Origin of the sequence: Rathayibacter sp. SD072 (assembly GCF_017355185.1) — a bacterium.
Classification (GTDB): domain Bacteria; phylum Actinomycetota; class Actinomycetes; order Actinomycetales; family Microbacteriaceae; genus Rathayibacter.
On sequence record NZ_JADILJ010000010.1, the window covers coordinates 82,727 to 98,173 of the forward strand.

Genomic DNA, 15,447 nt, shown 5'->3' on the forward strand with positions numbered 1-15,447 from the left:
GGATCCGCGTCGGCGGTGCGGGCTAGGCTCCCCGGATGCGCGCTGCGATCCCCGCTCCCCGACTCGATCCCCTCCGCCTCGACGCACTCGCCGAGGGGTTCGCCGGCGATCTCGGCGCCCGCGAGCACGCCGAGGGCCTGCGCTTCGACGGGGTCGACCTCACGGGCGCCGACCTCACCGCCGTCTCGATCAGCGAGTGCGTTTTCTCCGCCGCCCTTCTCTCAGGGGCTCAGCTGCGCGCCGCGTCCGTCGTCGACTCGCGCGTCGAGCGGATCGACGTGCCCGGCCTCTCCGCGGCCCGCAGCCGGTGGCGCTCGGTCGAACTGCTCGGCTCGAGGCTCGGTTCGGCCGAGCTCTACGAGAGCACCCTCGAGCAGGTGCGGATCGCCGACTGCAAGCTCGGCTACGTCAACCTGCGCGGAGCCGCGCTCCGGGACGTCCTGCTCGAGCGCTGCACGATCGACGAGCTCGACCTGGGAGGGGCTACCGGTGGCCGGGTCCGCCTCGTCGACTGCGACGTCCGCTCCCTCGAGCTCGGCGGAGCCCGCCTCGAGCACCTCGATCTGCGCGGCGCCGAGCTGCACGTGCTCGGCGGGCTCGACGGCCTGCGCGGAGCGGCGCTGACCGAGTTGCAGCTGAGCCTGATGCTGCCGCTGTTCGCTCAGCACTTCGGCGTGCAGGTGCTGGGCTGAGGGTCAGCGGCTCCTGACGAGCCTCGTGAGAGCCCGCCGCCCGAGGAGGAACGCACCCAGCACGAGCGCGGTGACGATCACGAAGCTCCACTGCACGCCCTGCTGCGAGACGATGCGCAGCAGGAGTCCGACGACGACCGCGCCCGCCCAGACGATCAGCCCGGTGGGCACGATCCGGTCGGGAGCGCGCCACGAGCGCGCGAGCGCCCAGCCCGCGAGCAGTCCCGCGAGGAACGGCCAGAAGGTGGTCAGGAAGCCCAGCAGCTCCGCGCCCTCCTCGTGGCTGCGACGGCCGATCAGGACGAACACCGCGACGAGGAGGACGTCGAGCGCGAGGGCGACCGCGACTCTCACGCCGGTTCCGTCACGAAGTCGATCAGCTGCTCCACCCGTCCCAGCAGCGCGGGCTCCAGGTCGCGGAACGTGGTGACCTTCGACAGGATCCGCTGCCAGGCGCGCGCGATGTCGGCCTGCTCCTCGTGCGGCCAGCCGAGCGCCGCGCAGATGCCGTGCTTCCACTCGATCGATCGCGGGATCTCGGGCCAGCGCTCGAGTCCGACGCGGTCGGGCTTCACCGCCTGCCAGATGTCGATGTAGGGATGGCCGACGACCAGGACGTGCTCGCCGTGCGGGCCGGCGGCGACGGTGTCGGCGATGCGCGACTCCTTCGACCCCCGGACGAGGTGGTCGACGAGCACTCCGATGCGGCGGCCGGGGCCGGGGCGGAACGCTCGGACCAGCTCGTCGAGGTGGTCCACGCCCTCGATGTACTCGACGACGACGCCCTCGACGCGCAGGTCGTGACCCCACACCTTCTCGACGAGCTCGGCGTCGTGCCGGCCCTCGACGTAGATGCGGCTGGGCAGCGCGACACGGGCCTTGGCGTCGGCGACGTGGAACGACCCGGAGGCGGACCGCGCCCGTCCGAGGTTCGCGTCGCGCTTGAGGCCCGGCGCCTTGAGCGAGACCGGCTTGCCGTCGATCAGGAACCCGGGACCGATCGGGAACACGCGGACCTTGCCGAACCGGTCCTCCAACCGCACCATCCGCATCTCGACGCCGAGCACGGCACCCACGAATCCGGAGGCGACCTCCTCGACCACGAGGTCGCGCACGGCCTCGACGACCGCCACCTCGACCTTGTGCTTCGCCCGCCAGTCCCCGGCGAGCACGTCCTGCCCGTACCTGTCGTCCATCCGACCGAGGGTAGCCGCCGCACGCGCGCGCCCCGCCGCGCCGCACCCGTCCCGGCTGATCGGGCAGCCCGCGCAGCGGGCGTCTCCCTCGCTGGTCGAGCAGCCCGCGCAGCGGGCGTATCGAGATCCACGTCCACCAGCAGGTCGGCTTCCGAACCGCTCCTGGCACGTTCCGCCTCCGGAGTGCGCGATCGCACCCGTGGTGTCGGTGGTCGCTGGTGTCATCCTCGTATGGTTCTTCTGGATGTCGAAGCGAGGCCCGCGGGCGGCGGTCCGAGCGTGCGCGAGTGCTTCGACGACGCCCTCGTCGCCGCCGTCAGAGCCGCCTGCGCGGTCGACGCGTTCCGCGCACGAGCCGAAGCGCAGCGGGCGGAGCTGATCGAGCTCGCCCGCCGCACGGCGATGACGCTTCCGGATGCGCTCGTCGATCCGAGCGTGCAAGCGCACGTCGAACGCGAGGAAGCCGCGATGCGAGCCCTGATCGCGGAGATCGCGACCGGCATGCGGGTCTCCGAATCCTGGCTGCTGTCCTCGTGGAGGAGAGCCGGATGCTCGTCAACGAGCTGCCGCAGACGCTGACGGCTCTGCGCGAGGCCGCGATCGCACCCGAGCACGCACGCGTGATCATCCGGGCCGCGCTGGATCTGCCGGTCGAGGCGCGCAGCCGCTTCGACGAGGCTGCGGCAGCGCTCGCCCGCGAGTGCACTCCTCCCCAGCTGCGGCGCCGGCTGCGGTCGCTGCGCGAGCGCCTGCACCCCGAGTCGCTCACCGACCGGCATGCGCGGTGCGCCGCCCGCCGCGGTGTGTGGCTCGACGGCGACCTCGACGGCATGGCCACCCTCCACCTGCACCTCCCCGCCCCCGACGCGCACGGAGCCTTCGACCGCATCGATCGCGCCGCCCGCAGCCTGCACGAGGCGCCGGAGGAGGAGCGCACCCTCGGGCAGCTGCGCGCCGATGTCGCCACCGCGCTCCTGCTCGACGGCGAGACCGCGCCGGGCCCGGATGGTTCCCAGCCCGCGACGGCAGTCCCGCGGGGCATGCGGCCGCAGGTCTCCGTCACCGTGCCCGTCCTGACCTTGCTCGGACACTCCGACGAACCCGGCGTCCTCGACGGCTACGGACCCATCGACCCCGCCACCGCCCGACGCCTGGCCGCCGACGCGCCCTCCTTCACCCGGATCCTCACCCACCCCGAGACCGGCGCGACCCTCTCCGTCGGACGCACCGCCTACCGCGTCCGGCCGATCTCCGCCGCGCGCTCGTCACCCGCGACGTCACCTGCCGCTTCCCCGGCTGCACCCGCTCCGCCCGTGACAGCGACATCGACCACGGCATCCAGTGGCAGCACGACGGACCGACGGACGCCGCGAATCCGGCCCACCTCTGCCGCCACCACCACCGACTCCGCCACACCACCACCTGGCGAGTCCGACACCGACCAGGCGGAGTCCTCGACCGGACCAGCCCCACCGGACGACACCACACCACCCGGCCACCAGCATCGGAAACCGCCTCACCGGAGCTCTTCCGACCGGACGACGATCCCGCCGATGCTCCGCCGCCGTTCTGATGTCCCGGCACCCCGGCACCCCGGTTCGCCGACCCGCGACCCGCCGGCCCGCTGAGTCGACGCCGCCCTCGCCTCTCCACCTCCGAGTGTGACGTGGGAATACGCGGCCCCCACCCGCGTTGTCCTAGGCTGAACGAGATAGCACGTGCTCCGGGGTCGGTGAGAGTCCGAACCGGCGGTGACAGTCCGCGAGCGGCCGACCACTTCGGTGGGGAGCTGCTGATCCGGTGGAATTCCGGGACCGACGGTTAAAGTCCGGATGGGAGGCAGCACGAGCGTCGCGCGCAAGCGCGGCGTCGAACGACGGTGCCCGCGCACCGACGATCGAGACCCCGGAGTTCGGCGACGAACGGAAGACCGGGAATGACGATCGATTTCGAGCACGCGATGCGCAGAGCGCTCGCGATCGCCGAGCACGGTCCCGCCCGCGGAGTGAATCCGCGCGTGGGCTGCATCCTTCTGGCGCCCGACGGCACCGTCCTCTCCGAGGGCTGGCACCACGGGGCGGGCACCGCGCACGCCGAGGTCGATGCGCTCTCGAAGCTCGCGCCGGGCGTCGCCGCGGGCGCGACCGCGATCGTCAGCCTCGAGCCCTGCGATCACACCGGCCGCACCGGTCCCTGCAGCCGAGCCCTCATCGAGGCCGGCGTCGCGCGCGTGGTCTACGCGGTGAACGACCCCGGCTCGCGCTCCGGTGGCGGCGGCGACACCCTCCGCGCCGCCGGCATCGAGGTGATCGAGGGCGTCCTCGCCGAGGAGGGCGAGGAGTTCCTGCACGTCTGGCTCACCGCCGCCCGCCGCCACCGCCCCTTCGTCACCCTCAAGTGGGCGTCGACCCTCGACGGCCGCACCGCCGCCGCCGACGGCAGCAGCCGCTGGATCACCGGCGCCTCCGCCCGGCAGCGCGTCCACGAGCAGCGCGCCGCGAGCGACGCGATCCTCGTCGGCACCGGCACCGTCCTCGCGGACGACCCGAGCCTCACGGCCCGCGGCGACGGAGGGGAGCTCCTCGCCCACCAGCCGGTCCCCGTGGTCGTCGGCACCCGCGCGATCCCCGAGGACGCTCACGTGCTCCACCACCCGCATCCGGCCCGCCTCGAACGCCATCACGACCTCGAGGCGGTCCTCGACCGCCTCTACGAGTCCGAGGTCCGCCACGTCTACGTGGAGGGCGGGCCCACCCTCGCCTCCGCGCTGGTCGCCGCGGGGCTGGTCGACGAGTACCTCGTCTACCTCGCTCCGGCGCTGCTCGGCGGACCCCGCCTGGCGCTCGGCGACATCGGAGTCACGGGCATCGCGGACGCCCGCCGTCTCCGCATCCACTCGGTCGAGGTCCTCGGCGACGACCTCCTCGTGACCGCGCGCCCCGTCGCGCACCCCGCGGGCGGCGCCGGCGAACCGGCCCGCCTCCCCCACGCCCTGCAGATGGAGACGCACTGATGTTCACCGGAATCATCGAGGAGATCGGCGTCGTCACGGCGATCGAGACGGGTGCGGATGCGATCCGGCTCACAGTGCGCGGTCCGCTCGCGGTCGAGGGCGCCCGCCACGGCGACTCCATCGCGGTCTCCGGCGTGTGCCTGACGGTCGTCGACCAGTCGGACGAGGGCTTCACCGCCGACGTGATGGCGCAGACGCTCCGCATGTCGACCCTCGACGGCGTCGCCGCCGGCGACTCGGTGAACCTCGAGCGGGCCGCCCGGGTCGGCGACCGGCTCGGCGGCCACATCGTGCAGGGCCACATCGACGGCACGGCGACGCTGCTCTCGATCACCCCGGGCGACGCGTGGCGCGTGCTGCGCTTCTCCCTGCCCGCCGCGGCGGCTCCGCTGGTCACCGACAAGGGGTCGATCGCCGTCGACGGCGTCTCGCTCACCGTCTCGGCGATCAGCCCCGCGGCAGAGCCCGAGCAGTGGTTCGAGGTCTCGCTCATCCCCGAGACCCTCGCCGCCACCACCCTGGGCGTCCTCGCCGTCGGCGGCCGGGTCAACATCGAGACCGACATCCTCGCCCGCCACGTCGAGCGCATGCTCGCACTGCAGGCCGTCGCGATCCCCGCGCACGCCCTTCCCGTCACCCTTCCCGGAGGTGGGGCATGAGCCTCTCCAGCATCCCCGAGGCCGTCGCCGCACTGCGCGAGGGCCGTCCGATCATCGTCGCCGACGACGAGGGCCGTGAGAACGAGGGCGACGTCATCGTCTCGGCGCAGCTCGCCAGCCAGGAGACGATCGCGTGGATGGTGCGCAACTCCTCCGGCTTCATCTGCGCGCCGATGACCAACGAGATCGCCGATCGGCTCGAGCTGCCGCTGATGGTCGTCGACAACGAGGATCCGCGCGGCACGGCCTACACGCTCTCGGTCGACGCCGCCGACCGCCTCTCGACCGGCATCAGCGCGTCCGACCGGGCGCACACCCTGCGGGTCCTCGCCGATCCTGAGGCGACGCCGTCGCGGCTGCACCGGCCCGGCCACATCCTGCCGCTGCGCGCGGTGGAGGGCGGCGTGCGCGAGCGCGACGGCCACACCGAGGCCGCGGTCGACCTGATGAAGCTCGCCGGGCTCTACCCCGTCGGCGCGATCTCCGAGATCGTCGCCGAGGACGGCGAGATGATGCGGCTCCCCGGCCTGATCGCGCTCGGCGAGCGCGAGGGCGTCCCGGTCACCACGGTCGCGGCCCTCATCGAGTACCTGCAGGAGTTCCACTGCGACACGGAGGTGCCCCTCACGGTCCCCGTGCCCGAGTCCTCGCGCGTGAGCTTCGAGGTCGAGACCACCGTGCCGACCACCCACGGCCCGTTCCAGGTGCGCGCCTACCGCGACCGCCAGACCGGTGCCGACCACGTCGCGGTCGTCGCGGGAGACCTCGGCGGCACCCGTCCGCCGCTGGTGCGGGTCCACTCCGAGTGCCTGACCGGCGAGGCCTTCGGCTCGCTCAAGTGCGAGTGCGGTCCGCAGCTCGACGCCGCTCTCGACACGATCCAGCGCGACGGCGGAGTCGTCGTCTACCTGCGCGGGCACGAGGGCCGCGGCATCGGCCTGATCAACAAGCTGCGCGCCTACCGCCTGCAGGAGGACGGCCTCGACACGCTCGACGCGAACCTCGCGCTGGGCCTGCCCGCCGACGCGCGCGACTACGGAGCCGCGGTCGGGATCCTCGAGGACCTCGGCATCCGCGACGTGCGCCTGCTCACCAACAACCCCGAGAAGGTCCGCCAGCTGACCGACCGCGGCATCACCGTCTCCGAGCGCGTTCCGCTCGTCGTCGGCGTCGGCGCGTTCAACGAGGGCTACCTCGAGACCAAGCGCGACCGCATGGGCCACGACATCGAGAACCTCGGCGATCTCGCCGGGCTCGGACACCTCGACGCCGGGATCGCCGGCGCGACGACGAAGGAGTGACAGCATGGCCGGTTCCGGCGCCCCCACCACCTCCCCCCTCGACGGATCGGGACTGCGCGTCGTCGTCGTCGCCGGGACCTGGCACACGCAGATCTCCGACGGTCTGATCGCCGGTGCTCGCGCCGCCCTCGACGAATCCGGCGCCTCGTGGTCGCTCGTGCGCGTCCCCGGCTCGTTCGAGCTGCCCGTCGCGGCGAAGGTCGCGCTCGACGCGGGAGCCGACGCCGTCGTCGCGCTCGGCGTGATCATCCGCGGCGGCACCCCGCACTTCGAGTACGTGTCGGACGCGGCCACCTCCGGCCTGACGACCGTCAGCATCCAGACCGGCAAGCCCGTCGGCTTCGGCGTGCTCACGCTCGATACCGAGCAGCAGGGCATCGACCGCGCCGGCCTGCCCGGGTCGAAGGAGGACAAGGGCCGCGAGGCGGCGGAGGCGGCGGTCGCGACCGCGCTGCTGCTGCGCGAGCTGCGCGGCTGACCCGCACGCGAGCGTCCGGCCCCCTTCCGCGGGCCGCTACAGCACGAAGCTGGGTGAACACGGAGTAAAGTGGTCGGGCCGTCACGAGCGGCCCGACTCCTCCTCCCCACCGCCATCCGGTCCGCGACGCCCGATCGACGCCTCGCCCGCCGGCACGGGGACCCCCTGTCTACCGGAGCAACTTCCCTCCCATGTCTCACGCACCCGCCACCGCCGACGCTCCCTCCGCCCCGCAGAACTCCCGCGGCCGCGTCATCCTCGCGAGCCTCATCGGCACGTCGATCGAGTTCTACGACTTCTACGCCTACGCGACCGCCGCCGTCCTGGTCTTCCCGGCCCTCTTCTTCGTGAACCAGGACCCGGCGACCGCGCTGCTCGCCTCCTTCGCCGTCTTCGGAGTCGCGTTCATCGCGCGCCCGATCGGCTCGATCGTCTTCGGCCACTTCGGCGACCGCGTCGGCCGCAAGGGCACCCTCGTCGCCTCCCTGCTCACCATGGGCATCGCGACCTTCCTCATCGGCTGCCTCCCCACCGCGCTCACGCCCGGCTGGGAGTTCCTCGCGCCGTTCCTGCTCGTCGTGATGCGCTTCTGCCAGGGCCTCGGCCTCGGCGGCGAGTGGTCCGGAGCGGCTCTGCTCGCCACCGAGAACGCCCCCGCGAACAAGCGCGCCATCTACGGCACCTTCCCGCAGCTCGGCGCACCGATCGGCTTCATCGTCGCGAACGTGCTGTTCCTCGTGCTCGCCACCTCGATGGACGACGAGACCTTCGCCGCGTGGGGCTGGCGCGTGCCGTTCCTCGCGAGCGCGATCCTCGTCATCATCGGCCTCTACGTCCGCTTCAAGCTCGTCGAGACCCCGGCGTTCCAGAAGGTCGTCGACAACGGCGAGGTCGCGAAGCTTCCCCTCGCCCGCGTCTTCGTGACCAGCTGGCGTCCGCTGATCCTGGGCACGTTCATCATGCTCGCGACCTACGTGCTCTTCTACCTGATGACCACCTTCACGCTGACCTATGGCACCAAGGCCACCGATGAGACGCCGGCCGGACTCGGCTACGACCGCAACGACTTCCTGATCATGCTGATCGTCGGCGTCGTGTTCTTCGGCATCTTCACCCTCGTCTCCGGCCCGCTCGCCGAGAAGTTCGGGCGCCGCAAGCTGCTCATCACGGTCACCTCGGCGATCATCGTGTTCGGCCTGCTCTTCGTGCCCCTCTTCGGCGGCGGCTTCGTCGGAGTGATGGCCGTGCTGATCCTCGGCTTCACCCTGATGGGCCTGACCTTCGGCCCGATGGGCGCGGTCCTGCCCGAGCTCTTCCCGACCAACGTCCGCTACACCGGCTCGGCCATGTCCTACAACCTCGCGTCGATCCTCGGAGCGGCCGTGGCGCCGATCATCGCGGTGGCGCTGTGGCAGGCGGCGGGCGGCAGCCCGGTGCTCGTGGGCCTCTACCTCAGCGCCGCGGGCGTTCTGACGCTCATCGCGCTGATCCTCTCGAAGGAGACCAAGGACCTCTCGTACACCGACAACGTCTCGTAGTCGTCGGCACGACCGCCGATCGCTCGGCACCCTCTCGTTCGGCCCGCCGGTCCTCCGGCGGGCCGAACGCGTCTCCGGAGCGTCAACCACTGTTGACGAGGAGGCTCGCGAACGCCTAAGGTCGTCAATCGAGGTTGACATCCGCTCGCTGCACGGACGGCGGGCTCGCAGCGACGAGGAGGCAGAATGGACGACGGCACGATCGCGACCCTGGCGCAAGGCGCGGACGCGGACGATCCGCTCGCAGCACTCCGGGCGATCCACCGCCTCCGCGGCGAGCTCGACCGCACCGAGGCGATCGCCGTCAGGCGGGCGCGCAACGCGGGTGCGTCGTGGCAGCTGATCGCGCTGTGCCTGGAGGTGAGCCGCCAGGCGGTCCACAAGAAGTACGGCAGGGCATGAGCGGGAACGGACGGTCGATGAGCACCAGCACTCGAAGCGCACGAGGCGGACGGCGCGGCGGACGCGGTGCCGACGACGGGCCCCGCGCCTCCTTCTCGCAGCTCGTCCCCTACCTCCTCGAGCACCGCGGCATCCTCGGCGTCGTCGTCGTGCTGAGCCTCTTCGGAGCCGCGGCGAGCCTCGCGCAGCCGCTTGTCGTCGGCCAGGTCATCACCCGCGTGCAGGAGGGTCTCGACCTCGGTCCGCTCGTCTGGGCGCTCGTCGCCCTCGTCGTCGCCTCCGGCCTCATCTCGGGCTTCGCCCACTACCTCCTCCAGCGCACCGGCGAGGGCATCGTCCTCTCGAGTCGGCGCCGCCTGGTCGCGCGCCTCCTGCGCCTGCCGATCCGCGAGTTCGACGCGCGCCGCACCGGTGACCTCGTCTCGCGCGTCGGCTCCGACTCCACGCTGCTGCGCGCCGTGCTCACCCAGGGCCTCGTCGACTCCATCGCCGGCTCGCTCGTCTTCGTCGGTGCGATCATCGCGATGGCGATCATCGACTGGGTGCTGCTGATCATCATCGTCGTGGTGGTCGCCGCCGCCCTCGGCCTCGCGCTGACGCTCGGGCGGGGCATCCGCGTCGCGAGCCGCAAGGCGCAGGAGAAGGTCGGCGACCTCGCCGCCGCGGTCGAGCGCGCCATCAGCGCGGTGCGCACCATCCGTGCGGCCGGCGCCACCGACCGCGAGATCGCGGTGGTCGACACCCACGCGACGGAGGCGTACCGCCTCGGCATCCGCGTCGCCCACATCTCGGCCCTCGTGGTCCCCGTCGCCGGCATCGCCCTGCAGGTCGCTTTCCTCGCCGTCCTCGGCGTCGGCGGCTACCGGGTCGCCTCCGGCTCGATCGACATCGCGCAGCTGGTCTCGTTCATCCTGTTCCTCTTCATGATGGTGATGCCGCTGGGCAACTTCATCGGCGCGATCACCTCGGTCAACTCCGCACTCGGGGCGCTGGGACGCATCCAGGAGATCATCGACCTCCCCGTCGAGGGCGACGGCGACCGCGCCGGAACGCTGAGCGGCCTCGGCGTCGGAGTGGGCGACGACGCCATCGCGTTCGAGGACGTCGTGTTCTCGTACGAGCAGACGGCGCCCGTCGACGGAGCCGAGCCGGTCTCGGAGGAGCGCGACCGCACCGTCCTGCGCGGCGTGTCCTTCACCGTCCCCCGCGGCAAGCGGACGGCGCTCGTCGGCCCGTCCGGCGCCGGCAAGAGCACGATCCTCGCCCTCATCGAGCGCTTCTACGACCCCGAGGCGGGAGTCGTCCGACTCGGCGGCGTCGACATCACCGCGGTCGACCGCGACGCGCTCCGCGCCCAGATCGGCTACGTCGAGCAGGACGCCCCCGTCCTGGCCGGCACGATCCGCGAGAACCTCGTGCTCGGCCGACCCGACGCCGACGACGCCGACTGCCTCCGCGTGCTCGAGGCCGTGAACCTCACCGACGTCCTCGAGCGCAACCCGCTGGGCCTCGACGCCCCGGTGGGCGAGAGCGGCGTGATGCTCTCGGGAGGCGAGCGCCAGCGCCTCGCCATCGGCCGCGCGCTCCTCGCCGCGCCGCCCATCCTGCTCCTGGACGAGTCCACCTCGAGTCTGGACGGGCTGAACGAGCAGCGCCTGCGCCTCGCGATCGACGCGGTCGCCGAGAACCGCACTCTCCTGGTCATCGCGCACCGCCTGTCGACCGTCGTCGACTCCGACCGCATCGTCGTGCTGCAGAAGGGCGAGGTCGTGGGCGTCGGCACGCACTCCGAGCTGGTCGAGTCGACTCCGCTCTACCGGGACCTGGCGAAGCACCAGCTCCTGGTCTGACGCTGCCGGTCCGGCGCCGAAGCGGGCTCAGCGCGGCGGCAGCCGCAGCGCCCCGTCGAGGCGGACGACCTCGCCGTTCAGCATCGGGTTCTCGACGATGTGGCGCACGAGCGCGGCGAACTCGGACGGACGGCCCAGCCGCGCCGGGTGCGGGGTCGCCCCGCCGAGCGACTCCCTGGCCGCCTCGGGCAGGGCCGCCAGCAGGGGCGTGTCGAAGGTGCCGGGAGCGATCGAGACCACGCGGATCAGCGTTGCCGCGAGCTCACGGGCCAGCGGCAGCGTGAGCGCCGCGACGGCGCCCTTCGACGCCGCGTAGGCGGCCTGGCCGATCTGGCCCTCGAACGCGGCGACGGACGACGTGGTGACGAGCACGCCGCGCTCCCCCTCGATCGGCTCGCGCTCGGCGATCGACGCCGCGGCGAGACGGAGCACGTTCAGGGTGCCGACCGTGTTGACCCGGAGCACCCGCTCGAAGTCCTCGAGGGCGAGGGGGCCGTCGCGGCCGAGCAGGCGGCCCGGCGTGGCGATCCCGGCGCACGACACCGCGATGCGCAGCTCCCCCGCGGCGGAGACGGCGCGGGCGACGGCCTCCGAGTCGAGCACGTCACCCGGCGTCGCCCGGACGCCCTCCGGCAGGTCCGCCCGATCGAGTGCGGCGGGCACATCCAGGACGTGGACCCGCGCCCCCGCCTCGTGCAGGGCGACCGCCGTCGCCGCTCCCAGCCCGGACGCACCGCCCGCGACGAGCACGGGCATCCCGTCGAGTCGCATGCTCAGGACCCCGGCACCGGTGCGGCCGTGGACAGCGCCTCGGCCGAGCAGGTGGTCAGCGTCTCGTCGTACTGCTGCGCGAGCCGGATCGCCTCGTTCCGCTCCTCCTCGTCGGCGGTCGCCGCGGGCGCCGGCGGGCGCTCGCCCAGCCCCCAGCGGGCGAGGCAGTCGGTGATGCGGCGGGTGACGGACGCGGTGTCGTCGAGGGCCGGGTCGACGGAGGGAGCGTCGTCGGAGGACTCGTCCGGGGAGGAGGGTGAGCTCGTGCTCGGTCGCGGCTCCGCATCGTCGGGCACCTCGGCGAGGGGGCTGCCGCACCCGCTCACGAGAGCGAGCACGAGGGCCGCGAGGGCCGGCAGCGCGAGCAGGCGGCCGAGCGGACGCGGGGCGCCGCGGTCGGCGACACGGGGCTGGGGCATGTCGACCTCGTTCGGACGCGGCGGGACGGGACGGCTGTCACGGTACCCCAGCGACGGCCGCCCGCGGGAGCCCGGCGCGCATCGGCGGATGCGTGCCGCACGATCCGCAGAGAGGACGGGCGGGCCGCTCAGTCCGGATCCGCGAGCGCCCACATCGCGACCGCGCTGGCCGCCGCCACGTTGAGCGAGTCGATGCCGTGCCGCATCGGGATCTGCACCGCGACATCGGCGGCGGCGAGCGCCTCGTCGCTCAGACCGGCCCCCTCCGTCCCCAGCACCAGGGCCACACGGTCCGGGGCCTGAGCGGCGAACGTCCGCAGCGGCACCGCGCCGGGCGTCAGCGCCATCGCCGCGATCGTGAAGCCCGCTGCGTGCAGGAGCGACGCCGTCGCGCTCCAGTCGCCCACGCGCGTCCACGGCACCTGCAGCACCGTGCCCATGCTGACGCGGATCGCCCGGCGGTAGAACGGGTCGGAGCAGCGCGGCGTGACGAGAACGGCGTCCGCGCCGATCGCCCCGACCGAGCGGAAGATCGCGCCGACGTTGGTCGGATCGACGACGTCCTCGAGCACCACGATCCGGCGCGCACCCGAGATCAGCTCGGCGGGATCGGGGAGGACGGGGCGGTCCATCGCCGCGATCAGCCCCCGATGGAGCACGTAGCCGGTCAGCTCGGCGAGGAGCTCCCCCGGACCGGTGAACACCGGCACGTCGTGGTCGCCCACGAGGCGCTCGGCCTCCGCCGCCGAGGAGCCCAGAGCGAGGACGGAGCGGGGGCGGTGCCCCGCACGCAGGGCGCGCTCGAGCACCAGCGCCGATTCCGCGATGTAGAGGCCCTGCGCCCCGCGCGCGTTCTTCAGCGCGACGTCCGTGGCGTGCGCGTAGTCGCGCAGGCGCGGATCCTCGAGAGAGGAGACCTCGACGAGCTCCACGGATCAGGCGAACGGATCGGGGGTGAGCGTGTACTTCGTGCTGAGGTACTCGCCGATGCCCTCGAGGCCGCCCTCGCGGCCGAGACCGGAGTGCTTCACCCCGCCGAACGGCGCCGCCGCATTGGAGACGACTCCGACGTTGAGCCCCATCATGCCGGTCTGCAGTCGCTCGATCATGCGCTGGCCCCTGGCGAGGTCGCGCGTGAAGACGTACCCGACCAGCCCGAACTCGGTGTCGTTCGCCAGGCGCACGGCCTCCTCCTCGTCGCGGAACGGCGTGATCGCCAGCACCGGCCCGAAGATCTCGGTGCGCAGCAGCTCGCTGCCCGCCGCGACCCCCGACAGCACAGTGGGCTCGTAGAAGTGCCCCGCACCCTCGATCCCGTGGCCGCCGACCCGCACCCGGGCGCCGCGCGAGACGGCGTCGTCGACGAGCGAGCCGGTCTTGGCGACCGCCCGGTCGTCGATGAGCGGGCCGATCCCGATACCGGGCTCGGTGCCGCGTCCGACCCGCAGCGCGCGGACCCTCTCCGTCACCCGGGCCGCGAACTCCTCCGCGATCGACTCGTGCACGAAGAAGCGGTTGGCCGCGGTGCAGGCCTGGCCGATGTTGCGGAACTTCGCGGCCATCGCGCCCTCGACCGCCCGGTCGAGGTCGGCGTCCTCGAAGACGACGAAGGGGGCGTTGCCGCCGAGTTCCATCGAGGTGCGGAGGACGTTCGACGCCGCCTGCTTCAGCAGCGTCTGCCCGACGGGGGTGGATCCGGTGAACGAGACCTTGCGCAGTCGGGGATCGGCGAGGATCGGCTCCGACACCGCCCCCGCGCTCGAGGTGGTGACCACGTTGACGACGCCGGCGGGGACCCCCGCCTCGGCGAGCAGCGCCGCGAACGCGAGCGTGGTCAGCGGAGTGAGTTCCGCCGGCTTCACGACGACGGTGCAGCCCGCCGCCAGCGCGGGCGCGATCTTCCGGGTCGCCATGGCGAGCGGGAAGTTCCACGGGGTGATCAGGTAGCACGGGCCGACGGGGTGCTGCGAGACGATCATCCGCCCCGTCCCCTCGGGGTTGACCCCGTAGCGACCCGAGATGCGCACGGCCTCCTCGCTGAACCAGCGGAGGAACTCGCCACCGTAGGCCACCTCGCCGAGCGCCTCGGCGATCGGCTTGCCCATCTCGAGCGTCATCAGCAGCGCGAACTCGTCCTTGCGCTCCTGGAGCAGGTCGAAGGCGCGACGGAGGATCTCCCCGCGCCGACGGGGCGCCGTCGCCGCCCACGCGTCCGCGGCGTCGGCAGCGGCGTCGAGGGCGCGCAGCCCGTCCTCCGGAGTCGCGTCGGCGATCGTCCGCAGGACCTCGCCGGTCGCCGGGTCCTCCACGTCGAGGGTCCCGCCGCCCGAGGCATCGATCCACTCGCCTCCGATGTACAGCTGCGCCGGGGTGCGCGCGAGGAGGGCCGTCTCGGAGGCGGCGCGGGTGTCGACGGAATCAGTCACAGTATCGCTCTTTCTCTGCGGATCGCGGCGCGGAGGGCGCTCGCGGGAGAGGATCACCTCTCCGATGGTACTCGCCGGCCCGCGGCTGCTCGGGGCGGAGCGGCGGATCCCGATCAGGCAGACGGCTCGATGCGGACCCCTGCGGCGGCGAGCTCGCGCAGCGCCGCCGCGCTCGCCTCCTCCGACACCCCGGCGACGAGATCGTCGAGGACCCGCACCTCGAGCCCCGCCGCCCGCGCGTCCAGCGCCGAGGCGCGGACGCAGTGATCCGTCGCGAGACCGACGATGTCGAGCTCGGTGACGCCCAGGCGCGCGAGGACCTCGGGCAGAGCATCGCCGTCCGACGTCGTGCCCTCGAACGCCGAGTACGAGGGACGGCCCTGCCCCTTCCAGACGTGCACGTCGACGGTGTCCGTCCGCAGCGCCGGGTGGTACTCGGCCCCGGGGGTGCCCGCCACGCAGTGCACGGGCCAGCTGTCGACGAAGTCGGGTGCGGAGGAGAAGTGGCCGCCGTTGTCGGTGCCGCCGTCGTGCCAGTCGCGCGAGGCGAGGACCGTCCGGTACCGCTCGGGGTGGGCGGTGAGGTAGGTGGAGACGTCCTCGGCGACCCGGGCGCCCCCGGCGACGGCCAGGGCACCGCCCTCGGTGAAGTCGTTCTGCACGTCGACGATCAGGAGCGCGGTGGTCATTCTGGGTCCTTCC

The 15,447-nt window shown here is 72.8% G+C and carries 17 protein-coding genes and 1 riboswitch; of the genes, 10 read left to right on the top strand and 7 right to left on the bottom strand.

Annotated features, from left to right (window positions below; translation table 11 throughout):
* The first annotated feature begins 35 nt into the window (after window positions 1–35).
* Complete coding sequence (locus IOC53_RS06285) at window positions 36–692, top strand: pentapeptide repeat-containing protein (RefSeq protein ID WP_207403502.1); 657 nt, start codon at window positions 36–38, stop codon at window positions 690–692.
* Between the two features lie 3 nt (window positions 693–695).
* Here IOC53_RS06285 and IOC53_RS06290 read toward each other — a convergent pair whose 3' ends face one another.
* Window positions 696–1,046, bottom strand: coding sequence for a DUF3054 domain-containing protein (locus IOC53_RS06290; protein WP_207403503.1), 351 nt, complete (start codon window positions 1,044–1,046; stop codon window positions 696–698).
* On the bottom strand, window positions 1,043–1,888 hold the full coding sequence (locus tag IOC53_RS06295) for a DUF3097 domain-containing protein (protein ID WP_207403504.1): 846 nt from the start codon (window positions 1,886–1,888) through the stop codon (window positions 1,043–1,045). The genes IOC53_RS06290 and IOC53_RS06295 overlap by 4 nt, the downstream gene beginning before the upstream one ends.
* A gap of 183 nt (window positions 1,889–2,071) precedes the next feature.
* Between IOC53_RS06295 and IOC53_RS06300 the strand changes: the two genes are divergently transcribed.
* From IOC53_RS06300 to IOC53_RS06340, 9 genes are all read left to right on the top strand, one after another.
* Entirely contained in the window at window positions 2,072–2,467 is a 396-nt protein-coding gene (locus tag IOC53_RS06300; RefSeq protein WP_207403505.1) for a hypothetical protein, read from the top strand.
* A complete protein-coding gene (locus tag IOC53_RS06305; RefSeq protein ID WP_207403506.1) occupies window positions 2,437–3,516 on the top strand; it encodes a DUF222 domain-containing protein in 1,080 nt (359 codons plus the stop codon). Before IOC53_RS06300 ends, IOC53_RS06305 begins: the two co-directional genes overlap by 31 nt.
* An 88-nt stretch (window positions 3,517–3,604) precedes the next feature.
* A riboswitch (FMN riboswitch) is annotated at window positions 3,605–3,736 on the top strand.
* Between the two features lie 88 nt (window positions 3,737–3,824).
* Window positions 3,825–4,901, top strand: a complete 1,077-nt coding sequence (ribD, locus tag IOC53_RS06310) for a bifunctional diaminohydroxyphosphoribosylaminopyrimidine deaminase/5-amino-6-(5-phosphoribosylamino)uracil reductase RibD (protein ID WP_207403507.1) — start codon at window positions 3,825–3,827, stop codon at window positions 4,899–4,901.
* A complete protein-coding gene (locus IOC53_RS06315; protein ID WP_207403508.1) occupies window positions 4,901–5,560 on the top strand; it encodes a riboflavin synthase in 660 nt (219 codons plus the stop codon). Before ribD ends, IOC53_RS06315 begins: the two co-directional genes overlap by 1 nt.
* Entirely contained in the window at window positions 5,557–6,861 is a 1,305-nt protein-coding gene (gene ribA, locus IOC53_RS06320) for a GTP cyclohydrolase II (RefSeq protein ID WP_207403509.1), read from the top strand. Before IOC53_RS06315 ends, ribA begins: the two co-directional genes overlap by 4 nt.
* 4 nt (window positions 6,862–6,865) lie before the next feature.
* Window positions 6,866–7,339 (top strand): 6,7-dimethyl-8-ribityllumazine synthase, encoded by a 474-nt coding sequence (ribH, locus tag IOC53_RS06325; RefSeq protein WP_207403510.1) that lies wholly within the window; start codon window positions 6,866–6,868, stop codon window positions 7,337–7,339.
* 191 nt (window positions 7,340–7,530) lie between these two features.
* On the top strand, window positions 7,531–8,877 hold the full coding sequence (locus IOC53_RS06330) for an MFS transporter (protein ID WP_207403511.1): 1,347 nt from the start codon (window positions 7,531–7,533) through the stop codon (window positions 8,875–8,877).
* Between the two features lie 186 nt (window positions 8,878–9,063).
* Entirely contained in the window at window positions 9,064–9,279 is a 216-nt protein-coding gene (locus IOC53_RS06335; RefSeq protein WP_207403512.1) for a hypothetical protein, read from the top strand.
* Window positions 9,280–9,296: 17 nt separating this feature from the next.
* Window positions 9,297–11,129, top strand: a complete 1,833-nt coding sequence (locus tag IOC53_RS06340; protein WP_207403513.1) for an ABC transporter ATP-binding protein — start codon at window positions 9,297–9,299, stop codon at window positions 11,127–11,129.
* A 27-nt stretch (window positions 11,130–11,156) separates the two neighbouring features.
* Here the strand turns inward: IOC53_RS06340 and IOC53_RS06345 are convergent, their stop codons facing one another.
* From IOC53_RS06345 to IOC53_RS06365, 5 genes are all read right to left on the bottom strand, one after another.
* Window positions 11,157–11,885: an SDR family NAD(P)-dependent oxidoreductase gene (locus tag IOC53_RS06345; RefSeq protein WP_307786087.1), complete on the bottom strand. Its 729-nt coding sequence runs from the start codon at window positions 11,883–11,885 to the stop codon at window positions 11,157–11,159.
* Window positions 11,886–11,902: 17 nt separating this feature from the next.
* On the bottom strand, window positions 11,903–12,319 hold the full coding sequence (locus tag IOC53_RS06350) for a hypothetical protein (RefSeq protein WP_207403515.1): 417 nt from the start codon (window positions 12,317–12,319) through the stop codon (window positions 11,903–11,905).
* Window positions 12,320–12,447: 128 nt separating this feature from the next.
* Window positions 12,448–13,251 (bottom strand): RNA methyltransferase, encoded by an 804-nt coding sequence (locus IOC53_RS06355; RefSeq protein WP_207403516.1) that lies wholly within the window; start codon window positions 13,249–13,251, stop codon window positions 12,448–12,450.
* A gap of 3 nt (window positions 13,252–13,254) precedes the next feature.
* Entirely contained in the window at window positions 13,255–14,745 is a 1,491-nt protein-coding gene (locus tag IOC53_RS06360; protein WP_207403517.1) for an NAD-dependent succinate-semialdehyde dehydrogenase, read from the bottom strand.
* A 113-nt stretch (window positions 14,746–14,858) separates the two neighbouring features.
* A partial coding sequence (locus IOC53_RS06365; RefSeq protein ID WP_374070377.1) for an isochorismatase family protein occupies window positions 14,859–15,447 on the bottom strand: 589 nt, incomplete at its 5' end.

Coding starts and splice junctions, on each gene's coding strand:
- IOC53_RS06305 (WP_207403506.1), top strand. CDS start 2,437: ATGCTCGTCAACGAGCTGCCGCAGACGCTGACGGCTCTGCGCGAGGCC.
- ribD (WP_207403507.1), top strand. CDS start 3,825: ATGACGATCGATTTCGAGCACGCGATGCGCAGAGCGCTCGCGATCGCC.
- IOC53_RS06345 (WP_307786087.1), bottom strand. CDS start 11,885: ATGCCCGTGCTCGTCGCGGGCGGTGCGTCCGGGCTGGGAGCGGCGACG.
- IOC53_RS06335 (WP_207403512.1), top strand. CDS start 9,064: ATGGACGACGGCACGATCGCGACCCTGGCGCAAGGCGCGGACGCGGAC.
- IOC53_RS06295 (WP_207403504.1), bottom strand. CDS start 1,888: ATGGACGACAGGTACGGGCAGGACGTGCTCGCCGGGGACTGGCGGGCG.
- IOC53_RS06350 (WP_207403515.1), bottom strand. CDS start 12,319: ATGCCCCAGCCCCGTGTCGCCGACCGCGGCGCCCCGCGTCCGCTCGGC.
- ribA (WP_207403509.1), top strand. CDS start 5,557: ATGAGCCTCTCCAGCATCCCCGAGGCCGTCGCCGCACTGCGCGAGGGC.
- ribH (WP_207403510.1), top strand. CDS start 6,866: ATGGCCGGTTCCGGCGCCCCCACCACCTCCCCCCTCGACGGATCGGGA.
- IOC53_RS06285 (WP_207403502.1), top strand. CDS start 36: ATGCGCGCTGCGATCCCCGCTCCCCGACTCGATCCCCTCCGCCTCGAC.
- IOC53_RS06330 (WP_207403511.1), top strand. CDS start 7,531: ATGTCTCACGCACCCGCCACCGCCGACGCTCCCTCCGCCCCGCAGAAC.
- IOC53_RS06340 (WP_207403513.1), top strand. CDS start 9,297: ATGAGCACCAGCACTCGAAGCGCACGAGGCGGACGGCGCGGCGGACGC.
- IOC53_RS06315 (WP_207403508.1), top strand. CDS start 4,901: ATGTTCACCGGAATCATCGAGGAGATCGGCGTCGTCACGGCGATCGAG.